This is a genomic window from Bradyrhizobium sp. 186, from assembly GCF_023101685.1.
Classification (GTDB): domain Bacteria; phylum Pseudomonadota; class Alphaproteobacteria; order Rhizobiales; family Xanthobacteraceae; genus Bradyrhizobium.
In genome coordinates this window covers 514,356-537,597 of record NZ_CP082164.1, presented here as the reverse complement: position 1 = coordinate 537,597, position 23,242 = coordinate 514,356, and the positions used below count along the sequence as shown (strand labels likewise).

The 23,242-nt window shown below is 64.3% G+C and carries 20 protein-coding genes and 1 pseudogene; 5 read left to right on the top strand and 16 right to left on the bottom strand.

The window, feature by feature from the left end; genetic code table 11:
• Positions 1 to 186 precede the first annotated feature (186 nt).
• A complete protein-coding gene (gene argF, locus IVB18_RS02405; protein ID WP_247987744.1) occupies positions 187 to 1,122 on the bottom strand; it encodes an ornithine carbamoyltransferase in 936 nt (311 codons plus the stop codon).
• Positions 1,122 to 2,330, bottom strand: coding sequence for an aspartate aminotransferase family protein (locus tag IVB18_RS02400; RefSeq protein WP_247987743.1), 1,209 nt, complete (start codon positions 2,328 to 2,330; stop codon positions 1,122 to 1,124). The genes argF and IVB18_RS02400 overlap by 1 nt, the downstream gene beginning before the upstream one ends.
• 452 nt (positions 2,331 to 2,782) lie before the next feature.
• Between IVB18_RS02400 and IVB18_RS02395 the strand changes: the two genes are divergently transcribed.
• Positions 2,783 to 3,295 (top strand): GcrA family cell cycle regulator, encoded by a 513-nt coding sequence (locus tag IVB18_RS02395; RefSeq protein ID WP_247987742.1) that lies wholly within the window; start codon positions 2,783 to 2,785, stop codon positions 3,293 to 3,295.
• A gap of 301 nt (positions 3,296 to 3,596) precedes the next feature.
• Here the strand turns inward: IVB18_RS02395 and phoB are convergent, their stop codons facing one another.
• The 10 genes from phoB to IVB18_RS02345 form a co-directional block, all read right to left on the bottom strand.
• Entirely contained in the window at positions 3,597 to 4,304 is a 708-nt protein-coding gene (phoB, locus tag IVB18_RS02390; RefSeq protein WP_247987741.1) for a phosphate regulon transcriptional regulator PhoB, read from the bottom strand.
• Positions 4,305 to 4,326: 22 nt separating this feature from the next.
• Positions 4,327 to 5,043, bottom strand: a complete 717-nt coding sequence (phoU, locus tag IVB18_RS02385) for a phosphate signaling complex protein PhoU (RefSeq protein WP_247987740.1) — start codon at positions 5,041 to 5,043, stop codon at positions 4,327 to 4,329.
• 11 nt (positions 5,044 to 5,054) lie between these two features.
• Positions 5,055 to 5,876 (bottom strand): phosphate ABC transporter ATP-binding protein PstB, encoded by an 822-nt coding sequence (pstB, locus tag IVB18_RS02380; RefSeq protein ID WP_247987739.1) that lies wholly within the window; start codon positions 5,874 to 5,876, stop codon positions 5,055 to 5,057.
• Positions 5,873 to 6,718: a phosphate ABC transporter permease PstA gene (gene pstA, locus IVB18_RS02375; protein ID WP_247987738.1), complete on the bottom strand. Its 846-nt coding sequence runs from the start codon at positions 6,716 to 6,718 to the stop codon at positions 5,873 to 5,875. The genes pstB and pstA overlap by 4 nt, the downstream gene beginning before the upstream one ends.
• Positions 6,719 to 6,722: 4 nt before the next feature.
• Positions 6,723 to 7,712: a phosphate ABC transporter permease subunit PstC gene (pstC, locus tag IVB18_RS02370; protein WP_247991944.1), complete on the bottom strand. Its 990-nt coding sequence runs from the start codon at positions 7,710 to 7,712 to the stop codon at positions 6,723 to 6,725.
• A gap of 150 nt (positions 7,713 to 7,862) precedes the next feature.
• Positions 7,863 to 8,873, bottom strand: coding sequence for a phosphate ABC transporter substrate-binding protein PstS (gene pstS / locus IVB18_RS02365; protein ID WP_247987737.1), 1,011 nt, complete (start codon positions 8,871 to 8,873; stop codon positions 7,863 to 7,865).
• 145 nt (positions 8,874 to 9,018) lie between these two features.
• Entirely contained in the window at positions 9,019 to 10,317 is a 1,299-nt protein-coding gene (locus IVB18_RS02360; RefSeq protein ID WP_247987736.1) for an ATP-binding protein, read from the bottom strand.
• Positions 10,318 to 10,349: 32 nt separating this feature from the next.
• Positions 10,350 to 11,405, bottom strand: coding sequence for a lysylphosphatidylglycerol synthase domain-containing protein (locus IVB18_RS02355; RefSeq protein WP_247987735.1), 1,056 nt, complete (start codon positions 11,403 to 11,405; stop codon positions 10,350 to 10,352).
• Positions 11,406 to 11,863: 458 nt separating this feature from the next.
• A complete protein-coding gene (locus IVB18_RS02350) occupies positions 11,864 to 12,160 on the bottom strand; it encodes a hypothetical protein (protein ID WP_247987734.1) in 297 nt (98 codons plus the stop codon).
• Between the two features lie 2 nt (positions 12,161 to 12,162).
• Positions 12,163 to 13,557 carry an OmpA family protein gene (locus IVB18_RS02345; RefSeq protein WP_247987733.1) on the bottom strand — a complete coding sequence of 465 codons (1,395 nt, stop codon included), beginning with the start codon at positions 13,555 to 13,557 and terminating at the stop codon, positions 12,163 to 12,165.
• Between the two features lie 165 nt (positions 13,558 to 13,722).
• Here IVB18_RS02345 and IVB18_RS02340 point away from each other — a divergent pair, with 165 nt between their 5' ends.
• Together IVB18_RS02340 and IVB18_RS02335 are read left to right on the top strand one after the other, a co-directional pair.
• Positions 13,723 to 14,781 carry a polysaccharide deacetylase family protein gene (locus IVB18_RS02340; protein WP_247987732.1) on the top strand — a complete coding sequence of 353 codons (1,059 nt, stop codon included), beginning with the start codon at positions 13,723 to 13,725 and terminating at the stop codon, positions 14,779 to 14,781.
• 24 nt (positions 14,782 to 14,805) lie between these two features.
• Positions 14,806 to 15,453 (top strand): annotated as a pseudogene (locus IVB18_RS02335) (SDR family oxidoreductase); the annotation flags it as partial.
• A gap of 229 nt (positions 15,454 to 15,682) precedes the next feature.
• Here the strand turns inward: IVB18_RS02335 and boxB are convergent.
• The 4 genes from boxB to IVB18_RS02315 all read right to left on the bottom strand — a co-directional run bounded on the left by boxB (position 15,683) and on the right by IVB18_RS02315 (position 21,777).
• Positions 15,683 to 17,119 carry a benzoyl-CoA 2,3-epoxidase subunit BoxB gene (gene boxB, locus IVB18_RS02330; protein ID WP_247991943.1) on the bottom strand — a complete coding sequence of 479 codons (1,437 nt, stop codon included), beginning with the start codon at positions 17,117 to 17,119 and terminating at the stop codon, positions 15,683 to 15,685.
• 131 nt (positions 17,120 to 17,250) lie between these two features.
• On the bottom strand, positions 17,251 to 18,939 hold the full coding sequence (gene boxC, locus IVB18_RS02325) for a 2,3-epoxybenzoyl-CoA dihydrolase (RefSeq protein ID WP_247987731.1): 1,689 nt from the start codon (positions 18,937 to 18,939) through the stop codon (positions 17,251 to 17,253).
• A gap of 222 nt (positions 18,940 to 19,161) precedes the next feature.
• Entirely contained in the window at positions 19,162 to 19,980 is an 819-nt protein-coding gene (locus IVB18_RS02320; RefSeq protein ID WP_247987730.1) for an alpha/beta hydrolase, read from the bottom strand.
• Positions 19,981 to 20,235: 255 nt separating this feature from the next.
• Entirely contained in the window at positions 20,236 to 21,777 is a 1,542-nt protein-coding gene (locus IVB18_RS02315) for a benzoate-CoA ligase family protein (RefSeq protein WP_247987729.1), read from the bottom strand.
• Positions 21,778 to 21,914: 137 nt separating this feature from the next.
• Between IVB18_RS02315 and IVB18_RS02310 the strand changes: the two genes are divergently transcribed.
• Both IVB18_RS02310 and IVB18_RS02305 read left to right on the top strand, forming a co-directional pair.
• Positions 21,915 to 22,823 carry a helix-turn-helix transcriptional regulator gene (locus IVB18_RS02310; RefSeq protein WP_247987728.1) on the top strand — a complete coding sequence of 303 codons (909 nt, stop codon included), beginning with the start codon at positions 21,915 to 21,917 and terminating at the stop codon, positions 22,821 to 22,823.
• 13 nt (positions 22,824 to 22,836) lie between these two features.
• A complete protein-coding gene (locus IVB18_RS02305; RefSeq protein ID WP_247987727.1) occupies positions 22,837 to 23,232 on the top strand; it encodes a group II truncated hemoglobin in 396 nt (131 codons plus the stop codon).
• Positions 23,233 to 23,242: the final 10 nt, after the last annotated feature.

Here is a 23,242-nt window from a genome sequence, read left to right as displayed (position 1 = left end):
CGGACGAGATTGGATCGTGTGCGGGCAGAACAAGTTCGGTGTCGTCCCGGCGAAGGCCGGGATCCATAACCACGGGCCTTGGTTTGGCGAAGACCCTCGGCCTCCACTTGCCTGCCACAAGAGAGATTCCGCGGTATGGGTCCCGGCCTTCGCCGGGACGACGGATAGCTACCTCACCGCGTCGCTTTATTTCACCGCGTCAAAGCACCAGGCCAGAATGCCCTTCTGCGCGTGCAGGCGATTTTCGGCCTCGTCGAACACGACCGATTGCGGGCCGTCGATCACCTCGTCGGTGACCTCCTCGCCGCGATGGGCGGGCAGGCAGTGCATGAACAGCGCGTCGGGCCTGGCGAGCGACATCAGCTTGGCGTTGACCTGGTAGGGCTTGAGCACGTTGTGGCGGTGCTCGCCTTCCTTGTCGCCCATCGACACCCAGGTGTCGGTGACGACGCAATCGGCGCCGTGCACCGCGGCTTCCGCATCGGTGCCGAGCACGATCGGGGCGCCGGTCGCCTTGATCCAGTCGCGCATCGCCTTCTTCGGCGCGAGCTCCGGAGGGGTCGCGACATTGAGCTGGAACTTGAAGCGCTCGGCCGCATGGGCCCAGGACGCCAGCACGTTGTTGTCGTCGCCGGTCCAAGCCACCGTCTTGCCCTCGATTGGGCCGCGATGCTCCTCATAGGTCATGAGGTCGGCCATCACCTGGCAAGGATGCGAGCGCCGCGTCAGCCCGTTGATGACGGGCACGGTGGCGTTCGCCGCAAGCTCGAGCAGCGCATCGTGGTTGAGGATGCGGATCATGATCGCGTCGACATAGCGCGACAGCACGCGTGCGGTATCGGCGATGGTCTCGCCGCGGCCGAGCTGCATCTCGGCGCCGGTCAGCATGATGGGCTCGCCGCCGAGCTGGCGCATGGCGACGTCGAACGACACCCGCGTCCGCGTCGACGGGCGTTCGAAGATCATCGCCAGCGTCTTGCCTTCGAGCGGCTTGACCGGCTGATGCGCCTTCTGCTTCGCCTTCATCGCGGATGATGCGGCCAGCATCCGCTTGAGCTCCGACAGCGGCAGCTCGTCGATATCGAGGAAATGCTTTGGCGTCTTGTTGGGCGTCTGGCTCATCAGCTTGCCGCCCGCTTGGTCTGGCCTGCGGAAATCGCGGCACAAGCGCGTTCGAGCCGCACGACGCTGTCCTCGATCTCCGTTTCCGTGACGATCAAAGGCGGCAGAAAGCGCACGACATTGTCGCCGGCCCCGACCGTGAGGAGCTTTTCGTCGCGCAGCGCCGCAACGAGATCGCCCGACGGCACCACGGCCTTGATGCCGATCAGAAGCCCCTCGCCGCGCACTTCGCTGACGACGTTGCCGTAACGGTCGATCACGGAGGCGAGCTTCTGCTTCAAGAGCAGCGACATCTTCTGCACGTGATCGAAGAAGCCGGGCTTGAGCATGACGTCGAGCACCGCATTGGCGGTGGATATCGCGAGCGGATTGCCGCCGAAGGTCGAGCCGTGCGAGCCGGGCGTCATGCCGGAGGCCGCCTCCGCGGTCGCAAGGCACGCGCCGATCGGAAAGCCGCCGCCGAGCGCTTTGGCCAGCGACATCACGTCGGGCGTGACGCCGAGGCGGCGATGGGCGAAGAGATCGCCGGTGCGGCCCATGCCGGTCTGCACCTCGTCGAACGCCAGCAACAGGCCGCGCTCGTCGCAGAGATTGCGCAACGCCTTGAGGAACGCCGGGGTGGCAGAACGCACACCGCCCTCGCCCTGGATCGGTTCGATCAGGATGCCTGCGGTCTGCGGACCGATCGCCTTCTTGACGGCTTCGAGGTCGCCATGCGGAACCTGGTCGAAACCGTCCATCGGCGGACCAAAACCTTCGAGATATTTCGCCGAGCCGGTCGCAGCCAGCGTTGCAAGCGTGCGGCCGTGGAAGGCACCTTCGAAGGTGATCATGCGATAGCGGTCGGGATGGCCTTTTGCGGCCTGGTAGCGGCGCACGACCTTGATCACGCATTCCAGCGCTTCGGCGCCTGAATTGCAGAAGAACACGAAGTCGGCGAAGCTCTCACTGCACAGGCGGCTCGCCAGACGTTCGCCGTCCGGGCTCTGGAACAGGTTCGACATGTGCCACAGTTTCGTGGCCTGCTCCTGCAAAGCCTTGACCAGCGCGGGATGGGCATGGCCGAGCGCGTTCACGGCGACGCCCGAGGTGAAATCGAGATAACGGTCGCCATTGGTCGCGATCAGCCAGCAGCCCTCGCCGCGCTCGAAACCGAGGTCGGTTCTGGCGAAAACGGGAAGCAGATGCGGCGCGGCGCTGTTGGTCATGACGTCACTTGGATGTTGCGGACGGACTGAGCGTGCATTGCGCAGCGCACCATTGACCGGCCCGGAAAACGAAACGTGCCGCCTTTTCAGGGCGGCACGTATCACCATCTTATGCCTGGTAAGACGGGTGTCAATGCCGCCCGGAAAGCCTCGCGAAACGCTGAATCCGTAGTCTTGCGGTGACGATTTTCCGGCTTTTAGCCACGGAACATGTGGAAGCGAGTCCGCGGACTCTTGCGCGTGAGTCACGCCATATTGTAGCGTTTGGCTTGTCAGATACGACATCTCGTGCAGCGGTTCTGATCTCTAAGTCCTCATGTACCGGCGTAACGTTCGGGCGCACTTCGCGCGCCCGGCGAGCCTCAAGGGATTCTGGCGGCACGGGTTTTTCAAGGCTTAGGCATTCGCTGTGAGGCCCCAGCATGGTGGTGCGCAGCGAGGGAAAGGGTGCAATGACGGTTTTGACCTGGTCCGACGATCGCGTCGAGCAGTTGAAAAAGCTCTGGGAGGCCGGACTTTCGGCCAGCCAGATCGCGGCTGAGCTCGGCAATGTGACCCGCAACGCCGTGATCGGAAAGGTGCACAGGCTCGGCCTGTCCGGCCGGGCCAAGAGCCCATCATCCGCTGCTCCTCGGCCGCGCAAGGCGCGCCCCGCGCAGCATATGATGCGGGTAACCCGTCCGATCTCGCGCGGCAACACCGCGCTGGCGCAGGCCTTCGAGGTCGAGGAGGAGCCGGATCCGGTCACCTACGACAACGTGGTGCCGATGAGCCAGCGGTTGTCGCTGCTCGAACTGAACGAGGCGACCTGCCACTGGCCGGTCGGCGATCCCTCGAGCCCGGACTTCTTCTTCTGCGGCGGCAGGGCGCTCTCGGGCCTGCCCTATTGCGCCCAGCATTCGCGTGTTGCGTACCAGCCGGCAGCTGATCGTCGCCGCGCACCGGCCAAGCCGGGGCCGCGCTGAGCTGGTCGGCGATCAAGGCTTCACCGTCCAGGCGACGGCAGCTCGACTGACGACGGCAAACTCCATTCGCTGTCGTCCTGGACAAGCGCGCGGAGCAGCGCGCAGATCCGGGACCCATAGCCACCGAAAGATGTAGTTATGGGGACTCGGAGTGACCTTTTTCGCGCAACAACCACTCCCTGTGGTTGTGGGTCCCGGATCTGCGCTCCGCTCTGGACAACGCTGCGCGTTGCCAGGAGCTACGCTTGTCCGGGACGACGGCTGAGATTGTAGCCGCAGCCAAACTCAAGCCCGCTAAAATTTACGCCTGCTCCGCCTTCGCGAAACGATCGTCCAGCGCGTAGCCGGCGCCGCGGACGGTGCGGATCGGGTCCTGCTCGCGGCCGAGATTGAGCAGCTTGCGCAGACGGCCGATGTGGACGTCGACGGTACGCTCGTCAATATAGATGTCGCGGCCCCAGACGCTGTCGAGCAGTTGCTCGCGCGAGAACACCCGACCCGGATGTTCCAGGAAGAACTCCAGCAGGCGATATTCGGTCGGGCCGAGATCGATCGGCCGGCCCGAGCGCGCCACGCGGCGCTTCTCCCGGTCGAGCTCGATATCGCCAAAAGCGAGCACGGTGGCAAGCCGCTCCGGGCTTGCGCGCCTGAGCAGGCCCTTCACGCGCGCCAGGAGCTCCGGCACCGAGAACGGCTTGACGATGTAGTCGTCGGCGCCGGTCGCGAGCCCGCGCACCCGCTCGCTCTCCTCACCGCGGGCGGTGAGCATGATGATCGGGAGCTGCTTAGTATCCGGCCGGGTGCGAAGCCGCCGGCACAGCTCGATGCCGGACAGCCCGGGCAGCATCCAGTCGAGCACGATCAGGTCGGGGATATGCTCCTTGAGACGGGTGTCGGCGTCGTCGCCGCGCATCACCGTCTCGACGTCATAGCCGTCGCCTTCGAGGTTGTAGCGGAGAAGCTCGGTCAGAGCTTCCTCGTCCTCAACCACCATAATGCGTGCGCCCATGGTGTCGTCGCTCCTTAACTATTCAAGTATTCGGGACCGTCGTGGCGAAGGTCGTCATGTCGCCCTTCGGACGCTTGTCGGTCATGGCCTGACCTTCGATCATGTAGAACACGGTCTCGGCGATGTTGGTGGAGTGGTCGCCGATCCGCTCGATGTTCTTGGCGCAGAACATCAGATGGATGCAGAACGAGATGTTGCGTGGATCCTCCATCATATAGGTGAGGAGCTCGCGGAACAGCGAGGTGCAGATGGCGTCGACTTCCTCGTCGCCTTTCCACACCGCCATCGCCGCCGGCAAATCATGCGCGGCATAGGCGTCCAGCACCGACTTGACTTGCTGCTGCACGAGGTCGGTCATGTGCTCCAGGCCGCGGAACAGCTTGAGCGGATGGAAATCCGTCTCCAGCGCCGCGACGCGCTTGCCCATGTTCTTGGCGAGATCGCCGATCCGCTCGAGATCCGTCGCAACGCGCATGGCGCCGACGATCTCGCGCAGATCCACCGCCATCGGCTGGCGGCGGGCGATGGTCAGTACGGCGCGCTCCTCGATGCGCTTCTGGAGCACGTCGATCTCGACGTCGGTTGCGACCACGCGCTGGCCGAGCGCGACGTCGCGCCGGATCAGCGCGTCGACGGAATCGACGATCATGCGCTCGGCAATCCCGCCCATCTCGGCGACCAGCCGGGTGAGTTCCTGGAGGTCGGTGTCGAAGGCCTTTGCGGTATGTTCAGAACCCATGTCCCGTCTCCTCAGCCGAACCGGCCAGTGATGTAATCCTGCGTGCGCCGATCGGTCGGCGACGTGAAGATCTTGCTGGTGTCGTCGAACTCGATCAGCTCGCCGAGATACATGAAGGCGGTCTTGTCGGAGACGCGGGCCGCCTGCTGCATGTTGTGGGTCACGATCGCGATCGTGTAGTTCTCGGACAGTTCCTGGATCAACTCCTCGACCTTGGCGGTCGAGATCGGATCCAATGCCGAGCAGGGCTCGTCGAACAGGATGACCTCGGGCCGCACCGCGACCGTGCGGGCGATGCAGAGGCGCTGCTGCTGGCCGCCGGACAGCGACAGGCCCGAGGCGTTGAGCTTGTCCTTGACCTCGTTCCACAGCGCGCCGCCGCGCAGCGCCTTCTCGACGCGGACGTCCATCTCGGACTTCGATATCTTCTCATAGAGGCGGATGCCGAAGGCGATGTTCTCGTAGATCGTCATCGGAAACGGCGTCGGCTTCTGGAACACCATGCCGACCCGTGCGCGCAGCAGGTTGAGGTCGAGCCTGGTATCGAGGATGTTGGTCTGGTCGAGCATGAGCTGACCGGTGGCGCGCTGGCCCGGATACAGATCGTACATCCGGTTGAAGATGCGCAGCAGGGTCGACTTGCCGCAACCCGATGGGCCGATGAACGCCGTGACGCGGTTGGTGCCGAGCGTCAGGTTGATGTTCTTCAGCGCGTGGTGCTCGCCGTAATAGAAATTCAGGTTGCGCACGGTCACCTTGGCGGGCGCATCGGGCAGCACCGGCGCATGGGGCAGTCCGCCGGACGCGCTCATCGATACGGAAAGATCACTCATTTTGCGGTCCTCTCGGCGCCAAGGATGCGCGCGCCAATATTAAGGGCAAGAACGGTCAGGGTGATGAGCAGCGCCCCGCTCCAGGCCAGCTGCTTCCAGTAGGCGTAGGGGCTCTGCACGAAGTTGTTGATGGTGACCGGCAGGTTGGCCATCGTCTTGTTCAGGCTCAGGCTGAAGAACTGGTTCGACAGCGCGGTGAACAGCAGCGGCGCGGTTTCGCCGGCGACGCGGGCGGTGGCGAGCAGCACGCCGGTGATGAGGCCGGAGCGCGCCGAGCGATAGGCGATCCGCTTGATCACCAGCGAGCGCGGTAGGCCGAGCGCGGAGGCCGCCTCACGCAGCGCGTTCGGCACCAGCAGCAGCATGTCCTCGGTCGTGCGCAGCACCACCGGGATCACGATCACGGCGAGCGCGAGACAGCCGGCGAGCGCCGAGAAGCCGCGCATCGGCACCACCACCGCACCATAGATGAACAGGCCGATGATGATCGAGGGCGCGCTGAGCAGGATATCGTTGATGAAGCGGATCACCGACGTCAGCCTGTCGTTGCGGCCGTATTCGGCGAGATAGGTGCCGGCGAACATGCCGAGCGGCGCGCCGATGCCGACGCCGAGCACGGTCATGATCAGCGAGCCGACGATGGCGTTGAGCAGGCCGCCCTCGTTCGATCCGGGCGGCGGCGTGTTCTCGGTGAAGAGCTGGAAATTGAGTCCGGCCAGGCCGTTGTAGAGCAGCGTGATCAGGATCAGCGCGAGCCAGGTGACGCCGAAGGCGGCGGCGGCGATGCAGAGACCGCGGATCACGAAGTCCTTGCGGCGGCGGCGTGAATAGATCGGGTTCATGGCCTTAATTCCCCGCCTTCTGTTCCAGCCGCATCAGCATCAGCCGCGCGCCTGCGAGCACGAAGAACGTCAGCACGAACAGCAGCAGGCCGAGCAGGATCAGGCCGGACTGGTGCAGGCCGTCGCTCTCGGCGAACTCGCTGGCGATCGCCGCCGAGATCGTGGTGCCCGGCGCGAAGATCGAGGATGAGATCCGGAACGAGTTGCCGATGATGAAGGTCACCGCCATGGTCTCGCCGAGCGCACGGCCCAGCGCCAGCATGACGCCGCCGATGATGCCGACGCGGGTGTAGGGGATCACCACGCTGCGGACGACTTCCCAAGTGGTGCAGCCGACGCCGTAGGCGGCCTCTTTCAGCACCGGTGGCACCGTCTTGAACACGTCGACCGAGATCGAGGTGATGAAGGGCAGCACCATGATCGCGAGGATCAGCGCGGCGTTGAACAGGCTGAGATAGGACGGCGGCCCGGCGAAGATCGCGCCCAGCACGGGAACGCCGTCAAAAATCTTGATCATGAAGGGCTGGAAGGTGTTGGCCAGGAACGGGCCCAGCACGAAGAAGCCCCACATGCCGTAGATGATCGAGGGAATGCCTGCGAGCAGCTCCACCGCCATGCCGATCGGGCGGCGCAGCCATTGCGGGCAGAGCTCGGTCAGGAAGATTGCAATGCCGAGACCGACGGGAATGGCGATCAGCATCGCGATGAAGGAGGTGACGAGCGTGCCGTACATCGGTCCGAGCGCACCGAGCACGGGCGGATCGGCGGACGGCGCCCAGCGCTGCGTCCACAGGAACGAGAAACCGAATTCCTTCATCGCCGGGAAGGCGCCGACGATCAGCGACAGGATGATGCCGCCGAGGATGAGGAGCACCGAGATCGCGCTGAGCCGCGTGATCCAGTAGAAAGTGACGTCGCCAAGCTTGAACGCGCTCAACGCCTTGGCGCGGTCGTACGGTCCGGCGTCGTCGACGATATCGCTCTGAACGGCCATCTCTGCCACGCCGATCCCCTGTACTAATTATACTTGTTCTTATGACACCGGTCTCTTGCCCCGGATGCAGCGCGACGCTGATCCGGGGCCGAAGTCGTGTGATGCACGGCGCAGCCGCTTGATGCCGCACTGCGTTTGGCGAGAATGAGCTTAGCTCTTGATCTCGGCAGCCCAGGTCTTCTCGATCAGGGTCACGACGCCCTCGGGCATCGAGATGTAGTCAAGCTCCTCGGCCGCCTTGCCGCCGCTCTTGAAGGCCCAGCGGAAGAACTTGATGGCTTCCTGCGAGGCCGCCTTGTCGGTGGCATCCTTGTGCATGAGGATGAAGGTCGCCGCCGTGATCGGCCAGGACTTCTCGCCGGGCTGGTCGGTCAGGATGACGTAGTAGCCCGGAGCCTTGGCCCAGTCGGCGTTGGAGGCGGCCGCCTGGAAGGCTTCGACCGTCGGCTGCACCGGCTTGCCGGCCTTGTTGACGAGGCCGGTATAGGTCAGCTTGTTCTGCTTGGCATAGGCGTACTCGACATAGCCGATCGAATTCTTGGTCTGGCTGATGTTGCCCGAGACGCCTTCATTGCCCTTGGCGCCGACGCCGACCGGCCACTCGACCGCCGTACCCTCGCCGACCTTGCTCTTCCAGTCCGCGCTGGCCTTGGAGAGGTAGTTGGTGAAGTTGAAGGTCGTGCCCGAACCGTCGGAGCGGCGGACCACGGTGATCGCCTCGGACGGCAGCTTCACGTTCGGATTGAGCTTCTTGATGGCCGGATCGTCCCACTTGGTGATCTTGCCGAGATAGACGCTGGCAAGCGTCTCGCCGTCGAACACCAGCTCGCCCGGCTTCACGCCCTCGATGTTGACGACGGGAACGATGGCACCCATCACCATCGGCCACTGCGCGAGGCCGTCCTTCTCGAGTTGCTCGGCCTTGAGCGGCGCGTCGGTCGCGCCGAAGGTCACGGTCTTGGCCTGGATCTGCTTGATGCCGCCGCCGGAGCCGATTGACTGGTAGTTCAGACCGTTGCCGGTCTCCTTCTTGTAGGCGTCAGCCCATTTGGAATAGATCGGGAATGGGAACGTCGCACCGGCGCCCGTGATATCGGCCGCGAAGGCCGACGTCGATGCGGCGACCAAGCCAGCAGCGACGATAGTTTTGATGAAATTCATGCTGGTCTCCCATACAGGGGAGCGAAGCGCCTTCCGCGCCCGATCGCGCTCCCCGTCCCGCCCCTTTAGGAGCGGTCGGCTGTGCTTTTACGAAGGTTTCGTGACAGTCGGATGACAGGCTTAAGCAACTGAAATCGCTAAGATTTCAGTTGAGGGCCGCAGGCCTGCTTTGGGGAAAACAGGCGGTGAAAGTGGCACCCTGCTTGGGCACGCTTTCGATCAAGAGCCGGCCGCGATGGCGGTTAAGAATATGTTTCACCAGCGATAATCCGAGACCGGTCCCCCCCTGCGAGCGGCTGTCGCCGACATCGACCCGGTAGAAGCGTTCGGTCAGCCGCGGCAGGTGCTCGGGCGCGATGCCGGGGCCGAAATCGCGCACCAGGACCCGGATTTCCTGAGTTCCGTCAGGGGCCGCACTCGAAGTCAGCGACACGATGACGCGACCACCCGAGGCACCGTATTTGAGTGCGTTCTCGATCAAATTCTCAAACAGGCGCAGCAGCTCCTCACGGTCGCCCGCGATCATCACCGACGCATTGGGCAGGTGGGTCTCGATCTCGACCTGGCGTTCCCCCGCCAGGGGTTCGAGCCCGTCGGCGACCTGGAGAATGATCGGCAGCAGGTCGACCAAAGTGTCGGGCCGGACATGAGCGGACAGTTCGACCCGCGACAACGACAAGAGATCGTCGATCAGGCGCGCCATGCGGGTGGCCTGATTGTGCATGATGCCGAGGAAGCGCTCACGCGCCTTGGGATCGTCCTTGGCCTGGCCCTGGAGCGTGTCGATGAAGCCGGACAGTGCAGCGAGCGGCGTGCGCAATTCGTGGCTCGCATTGGCGACGAAATCGGCCCGCATTTCCTCGACCCGACGCAGCGGCGTCTGGTCATGGAAGGTCATCAGCATGCATTTGTCGGCGCCGCCGAAGGTGGTCGGCACCGGCACCGGCGTGATCATCAGCTCCATCCAGCGGTCCACCGGGACATGGTCGAGATAGGTCGCGCGCCGCGGCTCGGTGGTCGCGATCGACTCGCGCAACGCGGTGATGATCTCCGGCGAACGCAGCGCGAACTGGGCGAGTTCGTTCCTGCGCAGCGCCGGCGCAAGCTGGGCCGCGGCGGCATTGAGATGGATGACGCGGCCAGCGCGGTCGAGCAGCACTGCCGGATCCGGCATGCCGGCGACGACCGCAGCCACCGCCGCGCTCTCGACCGGGTTGACGCGGCGGGTGTCGTCGCGCGAGGCGGCGGTATCGTGCAGGCGCCACGGGATCAGTGCCGCCGCCGCGATGCAGAGGAACACCATCGCCCCCCGCATCGCCGACAATTCGCCGAGCGAGACCACGACCGACAGCGCCAGCGCCGCAGCGATCAGGATGATGGTCGAGTGCCGCAACCGATCGGACCAGGGCTGGGCGGGGGGAGAAGATGGGGCGTCGATCGCCATCGGGGCGGGCTTCTCCTAGGGGCTTGCGCCGATCAGGCGCCGCTGTCGCTGCGCTCTCTCACATAGGCGGCTTCACGCGCCGGGCCGGGGTCGAGCTTGAGCGCCGCCTGCTGCAAGCGCTTCGATCGGGCGCCGATTATAACTTCGCGAAACGTCAGCAAGATTACAGATATGACGAAAGGGGACAGATAATAGAGGACGCGGAACAGGAGCATGCCGCCCAGAAGCTCCTCCCTGTCCATCTGCCAGAGGCCCACCAGCATGGCGGCGTCGAACACCCCGAGGCCCCCGGGCGAGTGACTGGCGAAGCCGAGCAGCGTCGCCGAGACGAAGATCACCGCGACAACGACAAAGCCGAGATTGGGTTCATCCGGGACCAGCACGTACATCGCGAGCGCGCAGAAGCCGAGATCGATGATGCCGATCGCAATCTGGAGCAGCGTCAGCGGGCCGCCCGGCAGCACAACGGTCCAGGGCCCGCGGCCGACCACCCGCGGCTGGGTCCAGACCCAGACCACGTAGCCGACCAGCGCCACGATGATCATCAGCGCCATCGTCCGGTTCAGCCAGGGCGGGAGTTGGTCGATCGCCGCGGCGGCCTCCGGATGATAGGAGATGCCGAGGCCCAGCACGGCGGCGTTACCGAGCCAGAAGGTCAGGCCGGCGAGGAAGCAGATTTTTGCGACGTCGATCGCGTTGAGGCCATAGGCCGAATAGATGCGGTAGCGCACCGCGCCGCCGGTGAAGACGCTGGCGCCGACATTGTGGCCGATCGAGTAACTGGTGAAGGCTGCGAGCGCGTTGATGCGGTAAGGCACGTGGGCATGGCCGATCGCGCGCACGGCGAACAGATCGTAGAAGGTCAGGGTGAAATAGCCCGCAGCCACGAACAGCGCCGCCATCGCAATCTGGCGCGGCTCGGTGCTCTTGATCGCCTCAATCACCTCATTGGAGTCGATGCCTCGCAGCATGTGGTAGAGCACATAACAAGCGATGCCGATGACCGCGACGCTGATCACAACGCCAAGCTTATGCAGGATTTGCTTCTGGCGCAGAAACGACATCGCCCTGCGTATGGCTTCCAGCATCTAGACCTCGAACAACGCTTCAGCGGCCGGGGTGGCCGGCGAACTGGCGGGCGACGCACAGGCAGTCAACGAACCCTTGCCGCCGGCTCCGGCATCGCGCAGGCCCCCCACCCCTCCACTAGCGCGTTTTCGGGCGGAGTGGAATTCGCCAATACGAACAAAATCACGTGCCTTCAATATTTTAGGCAGGCTTGCGGGTTCAGGATGCACGGTTTGGCGCTTTCGACGGCAAGGCGGACACGAATCTCCGTGGCAATCCTGCGCAGGGGCCATGAAGTTTTGATGATTTCGACCGCACAATGTTCCGTCACGTTTTAAGCTGACGTCAATCTATGGACCGCGCCCGCCCGTTGAAAGAGGGGCCGACCCGGTCGTTGTGCACGGATTTCCGATACGACGAAAGGCCAAGGCGCCTGAGCGGCCCGATAGGCACTGGCCGGGGTCTCGCAAACCCAAACTCAGGCCGCCGGCATGCTCCGCGAGACCACCCGGTCGCGCAGACAAGCGCCGACGCTGCAACCGACCAGGTAGCAGGCAAACATGATCAGCCCGAGGTCGAGCCAATAGCCGAGGCGGCCGGGGATCACATGCGCGAACGACGCGGCGACCAGGGCGGCGGCAAGCACGGCCAGCCAGCGCGCGGTCACCTTCGAGGTGCCGTTGCCGCGCTGGACCACCGAAATCCAGCCCATTGCCAGCCCCAGCAGCAGCGATCCGACGAGCCAGCCCAAATGGAACGAGACGAGATAGGGCATCCTTACCTCACCAGAAATTCGATACGGCGGTTCTGGGCCTTGCCGTCGTCGGTATCGTTGCCGGCGACGGGCTGCATGCTGCCATAGCCGACCGCGGTGAAGCGGTTGGCGGGCAGGCCGGCCTTGACCAGATAATCGATCACCGCCTGCGCGCGCTTCTCGGAAATGGCCTGGTTGAAGGCGTCCTCACCGTCGGCATCAGTGTGCCCGGCGACCTCGATATTGGTGGTGGGACAGCGCAGCGCCGTCTCGATGAGATGATCGAGGATGCCGGCGGAATCCGGATCGATGTTGGCGCGCTTCGCCTCGAAGCGGATCTTGCCCTTGCCGAGGAGCTCCGAGAACAATTGCTGGCAGACGGTGCCGTCCACCGGGCCCGCCGCGGGCTTCACGGTGATTTCAGGCTTGTACTGCCAGGTTTTTGGGAAGTCCTTGCTCAGGCCAGCGCGGATGTCGTTGGCCGCGCCTTCGTACAGCGCATCACCCGAAAGTTCCACCTCGCGATCGGACACCACGAGCGTGCCGGTCGACAGCCGCGACAGCGCGCCGAGCGCTGCGACCACAGCGGTGTTGAAGGAGCCAGGCGCCCCGATGCTGGCCTTGAGATTGTCGACGACCTTTTCGTTGAAGAACTTTCGCGACGCGCCGGTTGCGATCATCGCGTGCACGTTGTTGTCGGGCACGTAGCCGGTCAGCGTCACCGTCGCGGCAACCGGATCCTTGTAGGCCTGGAAGATGTAGGGCGGCGCCTTGATCTCGTTGGCGGCGATCGAAAACCCCTCGGGCAGGTTCTTCAGCGCGGCTCCGATCGCCTCGCGGCCGCCGAGTTCGCGCGCCATGCCCGACAGATTGACCTTGGTGTCGGAGATCGTGATCTTGCCATCCTTCAGCTTGCCGATCTGGTCGAGCAACAGCATCGCGGCAGCCTCGAAACGCGGCGGGGCGCCGCGCGCCAGGCCCATCTGATCCGCCACCTCGACCCCGCCGACTTCCTTGCGCGCCGCCTCCGTCAGCCGGCCTTTCATCGACGGCAGCGGCGCGGAGCCCGACAGGGTCACGCGCACCACATCACGCTCGGCGTTCCAGACGAAGGGCTTTGCTTCGGGAACCAGGCGGGTCCGATCGTCGACCAGGCGCACCCCGGGGACGGTCTCGACCGCCATGACCGCATCGCGGCGCCCTTCCTCGGAGAAGGCGTCCGCGGCCAGGCTGACGTCGCGGCCATCGATCGCGATCCGGGTCTTGTCCAGGACGGTGTCCTTGAGCGCGGCCGAACTGCGGGCCGACAGGTCGGCCTCGACCGGCAGCGTGTTGTTCCAGGCCGCAAATCCCCACATGACGGCCAGGGGGATCAACCCTGGCCACCATTTGCTGGCCCACCTGAAAAGCTTTTGCATTCGACGACCCGAACTCTGGAACCGGAGACAAAACAAACCCTTGGCGGGCTGTCAAACCGGAAATGGCGCCCTTCCGGGCGCCTGGCGTGGACAATTGGAATAACTTTTTCTTCAAGAGTGTGACCCTAAGTTGAGGGCGGAATGCCAGGGGTCGGCCAGCCGGTCATGAAACAACTCCGTAACAACGTCATCCGCGCCGGGCTGGGAGCACTCTATTTCAGCGGTGCGCACCACCTGTTGCGCCCGCTTTTGTCGGGCGTCGGCGCTATTTTCATGCTGCATCACGTGCGCCCGGCCCGCGAGGCCGCGTTCCAGCCGAACCGGCACCTCGAAGTCACCCCCGATTTCTTGCGCGCAACCCTGTGCCATTTGCGCTCGCGCGACATCGACGTCGTCAGCATGGACGAGCTGCATGAGCGGCTGGCGCAAGGCCGCTTTGCCCGCCGCTTTGCCGCCTTCACCCTCGACGACGGCTATCGCGACAATCTCGAATTTGCCCTGCCGGTGCTGCGTGAATTTGACGCGCCCTTGGCCGTCTATGTCGCGAGCGATTTTGCCGAAGGCACCGGACGGCTGTGGTGGACCGCGCTTGAGGCCGTGATCGCCAAGACCGATCAGATCGAGGTACAGATCGGCAACGCCGCGCTGCGGCTCGATGCGACGTCGCCCGCGGCAAAGCAGGCGGCGTTCGACCGCCTGCACGACTGGCTGCGCGCGTTGTCGGGCGAGCACGACCTCAAGCGCGAGATCGAGGCGCTCTGCGCCAGATACGGCGTCGACATCGCCGCACTGTGCCGCGGCCTCTGCCTGTCCTGGGACGAGGTGAAGCAGCTCTCCGCCGATCCACTGGTCACGATCGGCGCGCACACTATCAGCCATTGCAATCTGGCCAGGCAGAGCGAGGAGATCGCCGCGCAGGAGATGGCACTGAGCCGCGTGCGGATCGAGCATGCGCTGGAGCGTGCCGTGCTGCACTTCGCCTATCCCTATGGCGATCGCGAAGCTGCGGGCGGGCGCGAATTCGCGCTTGCCTCGGCCGCAGGCTTCAAGACCGCGGTGACGACGCGGCCCGGCATGCTGTTCGCTGAGAACGCCGGCCACATGACCGCGCTGCCGCGCGTCTCGCTCAACGGCAATTACCAGGACACGCGGATCCTCCCGGTGCTGACCTCGGGTGCCGCGACAGCGATGTGGAACGGCTTTCGTAGATTTGCAGCGGCTTAAGCTCAGCTTTCGGCTTGGCGAAAGCTCTCCGCGCAGTATGACGGCGAATGCATCGCGCTGCCGATCGACATCTCGACGCTCGCCGGGGCCGAGCTGCTGGCGAGTGAATTCAAAAAGCGCGAGCCAAAACTCGACATCCTCGTCAACAATGCGGGTGCGGCCTGGGGCGCGGAGTTCGATGAGTTTCCGGAGAGCGGCTGGGACAAGGTGATGAACCTGAACGTCAAGGCGCCATTCTTCCTGACCAAAGCGCTGGCCGCGCCGCTGCGTGCGGCCGCGAGCGCAGAGCGGCCGGCAAAGGTGATCAACATCGCCTCGATCGACGGCATCTTCGTGAATCCGATGGAGACGTATTCCTATGCCGCGAGCAAGGCCGGGCTGATCCATCTGACGCGGCGGATGGCGGTGAAGCTGATCTCCGATCATGTCGTGGTCACCGCGATCGCGCCGGGCCCGTTCCAGTCCGACATGAACCGCGCCGCGCGCGATCATGGCGACGAGGTCGCAACGCGCGTGCCCGCAGGCCGCATCGGCACCGACGAGGACATGGCGGGCACAGCGATCTATCTGGCCTCACGCGCTGGCGACTATGTGGTCGGCGCAACCATCGCGGTGGATGGCGGGATTGTTTATGCGAATCCCGGGATCAAGGGGAGCGGGTGGGATAGTTGAGGGGGCACTGACCGAGCGTCAAACTCCGCTGTCGTCCCGGACAAGCGAAGCGCAGATCCGGGATCCATAGCCACAGGATTTGGTTTGGCGAAGACTCGGAGTTGCCAGTTTCGTCACATAACCTCTCCCTGGGGTTGATGGGTCCCGGATCTGCGCAAACGCCTGGCAACTGCGTTGCCAGACGTTTGCTTGTCCGGGACGACACCGGGGTGTGGAGCTGGGCGAGCAGCTACGACTCGATCTTCACGTACTCGAAGTCACCCGGCTTGTTGTCGATGCCGACTTTCGGCGGCGAGATCCAGGAGGCGAACTGGCCGGTCTCGGTGACGGGCTGCATCAGCGAGCTGATGAAGTCGCCGTCGGCGGTCGAGGGCAGCCAATCATCCTTGCGCCTGGCCCAGGTGGCGTCGTCGATCAAAAGACCATCCGGCGTTGCATGGACGTCCTTGAACTCGCCGATGTGGCGATGGAAGGCGACGTTGGGCAGCTTGAGCTGGAAGTCGTAGCCCGCGGTCGAGATCACCTTGTTCCAGCGCAGCATGCCCTTGACGCAATCCTGGCTGTAGTCGTCACGCAGCCGCATGTTGAGTGCGGTCAGCGCCGGCTCGTCAACCAGTTTGATCTCGCCGTCGATGAACTTGAGCACCGGATAGGTCGCGTTCTTGAGCTGGTGATCGTCCTCGATCTGGGTCTCGTGATAGCGGCCCTTGATGCCGGTGTTGAAGGCGTTTGCCGCGTTGGTCGAGACTTCCGAGCCGAACAGGTCGAGCGACAAGGTATAGTGCAGGTTCAGCTTCTTCTGGATGGTCGGCAGGTCGATGACGCCGAGCGCGCGAACCTTTGCGATGTCGGTCGGATCGATGATGCCGGCCTCCTTCATCGCATCGCAGGTGCGCTGCACGACGCGGGTGATGCCGGTCTCGCCGACGAACATGTGGTGGGCTTCTTCCGTCAGCATGAAGCGGCAAGTGCGCGACAGCGGATCGAAGCCCGACTGCGCGAGGCTGTGCAGCTGCATCTTGCCGTCGCGGTCGGTGAAGTAGGTGAACATGAAGAAGGATAGCCAGTCCGGCGTCGCCTCGTTGAAGGCGCCCAGCATGCGCGGCGAGTCGGCGTCGCCCGAACGGCGGCGCAACAAATCGTCCGCCTCCTCGCGGCCGTCGCGACCGAAATATTTCTGCAGCAGGTACACCATCGCCCAGAGATGGCGGCCTTCCTCGACATTGACCTGGAACAAATTGCGCATGTCGTAGAGCGAGGGCGCGGTCTTGCCGAGGTGGCGCTGCTGCTCGACGGAAGCCGGCTCGGTGTCGCCCTGGATCACGATCAGGCGGCGCAGCATGGCGCGATATTCGCCCGGGACTTCCTGCCAGGCCGGCTCGCCAAAATGCTCGCCGAACGGAACGACGCGGTTTTCCTCCTGCGGTGCAAGCAGAATGCCCCAGCGATAGTCGGGCATGCGCACATAATCGAACTTGGCCCAGCCGCGCGGATCGACCGAATAGGCGGTGCGCAGATACACCAGCGATTCCTGGAAGCCTTCCGGCCCCATGTCGCTCCACCAATCCATGTAGCCGGGATGCCAGCCTTCCAGTGCCTTCAGCACCTGGCGGTCTTCGGCGAGATTGACGTTGTTCGGAATCTTGGTCGAGTAGTCGACGTTCATGATGTTCATTGTGGATCTCCCGTGTGGGACCAGTTCATTCGGTTACTGACGTCGGATTGCGGGCTCGCGAATGGCGAGTAGCGAGTAGCGAATGGAATTTTCCCTATTCGCTATTCGCCACTCCCTACTCGCTACACCCTCGTCATATCGAATTTCGGCTTCTGCCCGCTGCCGTAGCGGCGCAACGCGCCTTCCTCGCCGACGGCGTTCGGGCGCTGGAAGATCCAGTTCTGCCAGGCGGTCAGGCGCGAGAAGATTTTCGATTCCATCGTCTCGGGGCCGACGAAGCGCAGGCTCGCTTCCATGCCGGTGAGGCTGTCGGGCGAGAAGCTGGCGCGCTCCTCGAGGAACACACGGACCTCGTCGTCCCAGTCGATGTCGTCGAGCGCGAAGGTGACGAGGCCGAGCTCCTCGGCCTCCTCGGCATCGAGGCTTGTGCCGACGGTACCTTCCGCGCGATCCACATCGGACGGGTCGGCCTGGAAGCGCGATTGCAGGCGGGTCAGGCCATGGCTCATCGGATACGGGCCGAAATTCATCGCGGAAAGCTCGATCGATGGCGGCGGCCGGTTGTCGCCCTGGCGCGTGCCGATCAGCATGTAGGAGCGGTCGGCGGCGAAGACGAGCTCGGCCAGCGTGCCGGCAAAGCAGGAGCCGGGCTCGACCAGCGTCACCAGCGTGCGCGAGGTGACGTCGATGCGCTTCAATACGCGCTTCCAGTAGTGCCGGATCTCATTGACCAGCCAGTGCGCCTTGTTGGCTTCGAGGAAGGCGTCGCAGGCGAGCACATGGGCGCGGTCGCCATGGCTCTTGAACACCAGCATGGCGATCTCGAGCTCGTTGATGCGCAGATGCAGGATCGCGTCATCAAGCTCGCGCGCGACCTGGAGCGGCCAGAACGCGGCGCCCTGCGCCATCAGGCCGTCGATGTCGGCGGGCGGCGCGGCTTCAGGGGCCTTGATCGAGATGGTGGCGATACGCGCGGCACGGTCGATGTCGACGGTGACGAAACCGTAGCGCAGGCTGGTCTCGTCGATCGCGCGCCTGACCGGCGACAGCGCGATGCCCTTGCCGCTGCCGTTGCGCTTCGAAGCGGCTGCAAACTCCTTGGCGCGCTCGACGACCTTGCCTTCGAGCTTTGAATTCGGCGCAATCTCGTCGACGAGACGCCACTGCACGGCGCGCTTGCCCTTCACGCCTTCCTCGATGGTGCAGAAGAAGTCGGCATGGTCGCGGCGCACCTTGCGCTTGTCGACGACGCGCGTCAGCCCGCCGGTGCCCGGCAGCACCGCGAGCAGCGGCACTTCAGGCAGCGCCACCGCAGACGCGCCGTCATCGGCGAGCATGATGTAGTCGGTGGCGAGCGCAAGCTCATAGCCGCCGCCGGCGGCCGAGCCGTTCACCACCGTGATGAAGCGCTGGCCGGAATTCTCGGATGAATCCTCCATGCCGTTGCGGGTCTCATTGGTGAACTTGCAGAAGTTGACCTTGTGAGCGTGGGTTGAGCCCGCGAGCATGCGGATATTGGCGCCGGCGCAGAACACGCGGTTCTTGGCCGAGCGCATCACCACGACCTTCACCTCGGGATACTCAAAGCGCAGCCGCTGGACCGCATCGGCAAGCTCGATGTCGACGCCGAGATCGTAGGAGTTGAGCTTGAGTAAATAGCCTTCGAACAGGCCGCCGTTCTCGTCGACGTCCATGGTCAGGGTCGCGACGTCACCGTCGACCGCGAGCTTCCAGTGCCGGTAGCGGGACGGTTCGGTCTGGAAATCGATGAATGTCGCACCGCCTGCGAGGCGCCGATCTTCCCCGGCCATGTGCCACCCTTGAGCTTGATTATGAACTTCGGTCTCCACCGTTAGATGCACAATAATGCATCTTTTTGAGCAAGTCTAGTCCTTAACGGACGAGGCATGCACTTTGTTTCATGATATCTACCAGGATCGCACGGTCTCGCCGGGCACATAGGCCCGTTGCGGCCATGCCAGCGGTCCGCCCGCGTTCGGCGGCACATTCATAGGGAATGTGCCTCCGCAAAATCATGCGGCGCGTCCCTGAAGGCCCTGATCGTCGCGCAGGGCCGCTGCAGCAAATTGTACGATTGCGTCAAGCGTCGCCCCCGGCGCTTCACGATGCGGGGAATGCCCCGCGTCTGAAATGACTTTCAAATCTACCGGACAATAACACTCTTCCTGCGCGATCGCGACCTGACGCGGGGTCCCATATTGGTCGTCCACGCCTTGCAGGATCATGACGGGGACTCGGATATAGGCGAGGTATTCGGAGATGTCCCAGTCACGGAATTTGGGATCGAGCCAGGCGCGGTTCCAGCCGTAGAAGGCGTTGTCGACGTCCTTGTGCCAGCGCCCGAGTTTTGCCTTGAGGTCCGTGGTCTCGTAGGTGGTCTTGATCGCGGCGATCGATTTCACCGAGATGTCCTCGACGATGAAATGCGGCGCCATCAGCACGAGACCGTGCAGCCGGTGATCCTGATGCGCACCGGCGTAGATCGCCGCGATCGAGGCGCCGTCGGAATGGCCGAGCAGCAGGCCGCGCTTGAAGCCGATCGCGTCAAGCAGCTTCGGCAGCACGTCCAACGCCTCGCGCTGCATGTAGTCGAGCGGGCGCGGCAGGCTCACCGGGCTCGACTGGCCATAGCCCGCGCGCGAATAGACGAAGACGCCGGCGCCGGTCGCCTGCTGCAGCTTTTCCGGGAAGTCGCCCCACAGACCGACCGAGCCGAGCCCTTCATGCAGCATGACGATGGTGGGGGTGTCAGCGCTTTGCGGCGCGAGCCATTTGTATTCGAGGCTGGCGTTGCCGATGTTGAGGAAGCCGGTGGGGGTGAGGTTGGTCATGCTGTCACTCTGCTCATTCGTGCGACGAGGACGAGACGTGTCCGCTCGCTGCGTCGTTCCCTCCCCCCTTGCGGGGGAGGGCCAGGGAGGGGGGTGCCACACGGGGACTCTCTCGATTGGACAAGAGCGAACCGTTGTTCTTGATGACGGATAGACCTTTTGCTGAGTCCCCCTCCCCTGCCCTCCCCCGCAAGGGGGGAGGGAGCGCAGCGGAGTTTGCCGCAGCAGTGTCAGTCACACTCGGCACGCACACAATCAATTCGCCCCGTCTCGCAGCTTGAAGCGCTGGATCTTTCCCGTCGCCGTTTTCGGCAGCGACTCCACCACGTCGATCCAGCGCGGGTATTTCCACGGGCCGATCTTCTGCTTGACGTGCTCCTTCAGCATCTCCTGGAGGTTCGCCGTCTTCGCGCCCGGACGCAACACGACGAAGGCCTTTGGCTTCAACAGGCCTTCCGGATCGGCCTCGGGCACGACGGCTGCTTCCAGCACGGCAGGATGCGTGATCAGCGCGCTCTCGACCTCGAAGGGCGAGACCCAGATGCCGGAGACCTTGAACATGTCATCGGCGCGGCCGCAGAAAGTGTAGCGGCCCTCGCCATCGCGAACATATTTGTCACCGGTGCGGGTCCACGGGCCTTCAAAGGTGCGGCGGCTCTTGTGGCGCTGATTCCAGTAGCCCTCGCCAGCGGAAGGCGCGTCGACCAGGAGCTCACCGACTTCGCCGTCGGCGACATCCTGGCCGGCCTCGTTGACGAGCCGCACCGCGTACCCCGGCACCGGTTTGCCGGACGAGCCGTATTTGATGTCGCCGGGCGCGTTCGACAGGAAGATGTGCAGCAGCTCGGTCGAGCCGACGCCGTCCAGGATGTCGACGTTGAAGCGTGCTTTCCAGCTGTTGCCGACGGACTCCGGCAGCGCCTCACCCGCCGAGGTGCAGATACGCAATGCATTGCCGCCGCGCTCGGCCTTCATCGTCTCGTCGTTGAGCATCGCCGCGAACAGCGTCGGCACGCCGTAGAAGATCGAGGGATTGTAGCGGTTCATCAGGTCGAACATCCGCGCCGGCGTCGGACGCTCGCTGTTCAGCACCACGGTAGCGCCGACCGACATCGGGAAGGTCAGCGCATTGCCGAGGCCATAGGCGAAGAACAGCTTTGCCGCGGAAAGACAAACGTCGCTCTCGCGGATGCCGAGCACCTGGTTTGCGTAGGTGTCCGCGGTCGCCTGCAAATTCGAATGCAAATGGCGCACGCCCTTGGGCATGCCGGTCGAGCCGGATGAGTACAGCCAGAACGCCGGCTCGTCGGGATGCGTCGCCGCGGTCGTGAATTGATCGCTCTCGCCCGCGAGCTCCTCGGCGAGCTGCTTGTGGCCGTTCAGCTTGGCTCCGGAGACCACGACATGCTCGAGATCCGGCATGCGGCCGACGACGTCCTTGATGACGGGATAGAGCGCCTCAGAGACGAACAGCACGCGCGCGCGGCAGTCAGCGAGGATGTAGGCGTATTGGTCCGCGGTCAGCAGCGTGTTGAGCGGCACCGGCAGAATGCCGGCGCGGATCGCACCCAAAAACACGATGGGGAAATCGACCGTATCCAGCATGATCATCGCCACGCGCTCCTCGCGGCGGACACCGAGACGGCGCAGCATGTTGGCGGCGCGCCGGCTATCGCGCTGGAGCTCGCCATAGGTGAGCCGCGAGACGGTGTCGTCGAAAACGAGCTTGTTGCCGCGGCCCTCCTCGACGTTACGGTCGAGCAGCCAGGTCACCGCATTGTAGGATCCCTCGCCCACGGACTTCCCCTCCTGAATTTAGAATTATAATTCATAGAAAGACACTGCGGCGGCTTGCTGTCAATGCCAGCAGGCACTATGTTTCATTAAAACGCGCCGCGGGACACCCGCTAAAGAAGGCCCATGATCCGTAGTCCATGACCGACAGTCCCGACGCCGAATCCCGCTTCCTCGAACAGCTCGGCCAGCGTGTGCGCACCATGCGGGCGCTGCGCGGCATGTCGCGAAAGGTGCTCGCCAAGGTATCAGGAATTTCGGAGCGCTACATCGCGCAGCTCGAGAGCGGCAAGGGCAATGTCTCGATCGTGCTGCTGCGCCGGGTATCGGACGCGATGGGCGCGCATCTGGAAGATTTGCTGCCCAGCGCCGATCCGACGCCGGACTGGCAAATGTTTCGCGACCTGCTGCGCAAGGCGACGCCGAGCCAGATCGCGCAGGCCAAGGATTTGCTCGCCGGCGGCAGCGCATCCGCGCCGCGGCGCGCGCCGTTCTGCGGCATCGCGCTGATCGGCCTGCGCGGCGCCGGCAAATCCACGCTCGGCAAGGTCCTGGCGAAAAAGGTCGGCTGGAGCTTTGTCGAGCTCAACAAGGAGGTTGAGCAGCAGAACGGGCTCTCGGTCGCCGAGATCATCGCGCTCTATGGCCAGGAAGGCTTTCGCCGCATGGAGCAGGCGGCGCTGCAACAATTGCTCGCGCGCAACGAGCTGATGGTGCTGGCGACCGGCGGCGGTATCGTCTCCGAGCCGCTCACCTTCGACCAGATCCTGTCGTCGTTCTACACGATCTGGCTGAAGGCCGAGCCCGAGGAGCACATGGCCCGCGTTCGCCGTCAGGGCGACCTTCGCCCGATGGCCGACGATCGCTCCGCTATGATGGAACTGCGCAACATTCTGCTCAGCCGCGAGCCACTGTATGCGCGCGCGACCGCGGTGGTGGATACCGCGGGGCTCTCGGTCGACGCAGCGGCCGCCCGGCTGATCGACGCGGTGCGGCCGGTGCTGCAAAATGAAGCCCGCAGCTTCGGGCTGCGCAGCGTGGCGCTGTAGGCCGGGACGCGGGATGAGCGAGAGCGGCGTTGCGGTTTCCATATTCGAGCGGATCGGAGGCAGTGCCACGATCGACTGCCTGGTCGAGCGCTTCTATGAACGGATGGACACGCTTGCCGAGGCGCGCGCCATCCGCGTGATGCATGAAGCCGATCTCGGCGCGATCAAGGACGTGCTGAAGCGCTATCTCACCGAATGGACCGGCGGCCCAAAACTCTATTCGGTCGAGAAGGGCCATCCGCGGCTGCGCCAGCGGCATTTCGGCTTTGCCATCGGCGATGCCGAGCGCGATGCGTGGCTGCTCTGCATGCGCGGCGCGCTGGAGGAGACGGTGGCCGACGCGGCCGCGCGACAAGACCTCGACAAGGCGCTGTCCGGCCTCGCCGACTGGATGCGCAACCGGCCGTGAAAGCGTCGAT

Coding starts and splice junctions, on each gene's coding strand:
- argF (WP_247987744.1), bottom strand. CDS start 1,122: ATGAGCCAGACGCCCAACAAGACGCCAAAGCATTTCCTCGATATCGAC.
- IVB18_RS02400 (WP_247987743.1), bottom strand. CDS start 2,330: ATGACCAACAGCGCCGCGCCGCATCTGCTTCCCGTTTTCGCCAGAACC.
- IVB18_RS02395 (WP_247987742.1), top strand. CDS start 2,783: ATGACGGTTTTGACCTGGTCCGACGATCGCGTCGAGCAGTTGAAAAAG.
- phoB (WP_247987741.1), bottom strand. CDS start 4,304: ATGGGCGCACGCATTATGGTGGTTGAGGACGAGGAAGCTCTGACCGAG.
- phoU (WP_247987740.1), bottom strand. CDS start 5,043: ATGGGTTCTGAACATACCGCAAAGGCCTTCGACACCGACCTCCAGGAA.
- pstB (WP_247987739.1), bottom strand. CDS start 5,876: ATGAGTGATCTTTCCGTATCGATGAGCGCGTCCGGCGGACTGCCCCAT.
- pstA (WP_247987738.1), bottom strand. CDS start 6,718: ATGAACCCGATCTATTCACGCCGCCGCCGCAAGGACTTCGTGATCCGC.
- pstC (WP_247991944.1), bottom strand. CDS start 7,712: ATGGCCGTTCAGAGCGATATCGTCGACGACGCCGGACCGTACGACCGC.
- pstS (WP_247987737.1), bottom strand. CDS start 8,873: ATGAATTTCATCAAAACTATCGTCGCTGCTGGCTTGGTCGCCGCATCG.
- IVB18_RS02360 (WP_247987736.1), bottom strand. CDS start 10,317: ATGGCGATCGACGCCCCATCTTCTCCCCCCGCCCAGCCCTGGTCCGAT.
- IVB18_RS02355 (WP_247987735.1), bottom strand. CDS start 11,405: ATGCTGGAAGCCATACGCAGGGCGATGTCGTTTCTGCGCCAGAAGCAA.
- IVB18_RS02350 (WP_247987734.1), bottom strand. CDS start 12,160: ATGCCCTATCTCGTCTCGTTCCATTTGGGCTGGCTCGTCGGATCGCTG.
- IVB18_RS02345 (WP_247987733.1), bottom strand. CDS start 13,557: ATGCAAAAGCTTTTCAGGTGGGCCAGCAAATGGTGGCCAGGGTTGATC.
- IVB18_RS02340 (WP_247987732.1), top strand. CDS start 13,723: ATGAAACAACTCCGTAACAACGTCATCCGCGCCGGGCTGGGAGCACTC.
- boxB (WP_247991943.1), bottom strand. CDS start 17,119: ATGAACGTCGACTACTCGACCAAGATTCCGAACAACGTCAATCTCGCC.
- boxC (WP_247987731.1), bottom strand. CDS start 18,939: ATGGCCGGGGAAGATCGGCGCCTCGCAGGCGGTGCGACATTCATCGAT.
- IVB18_RS02320 (WP_247987730.1), bottom strand. CDS start 19,980: ATGACCAACCTCACCCCCACCGGCTTCCTCAACATCGGCAACGCCAGC.
- IVB18_RS02310 (WP_247987728.1), top strand. CDS start 21,915: ATGACCGACAGTCCCGACGCCGAATCCCGCTTCCTCGAACAGCTCGGC.
- IVB18_RS02305 (WP_247987727.1), top strand. CDS start 22,837: ATGAGCGAGAGCGGCGTTGCGGTTTCCATATTCGAGCGGATCGGAGGC.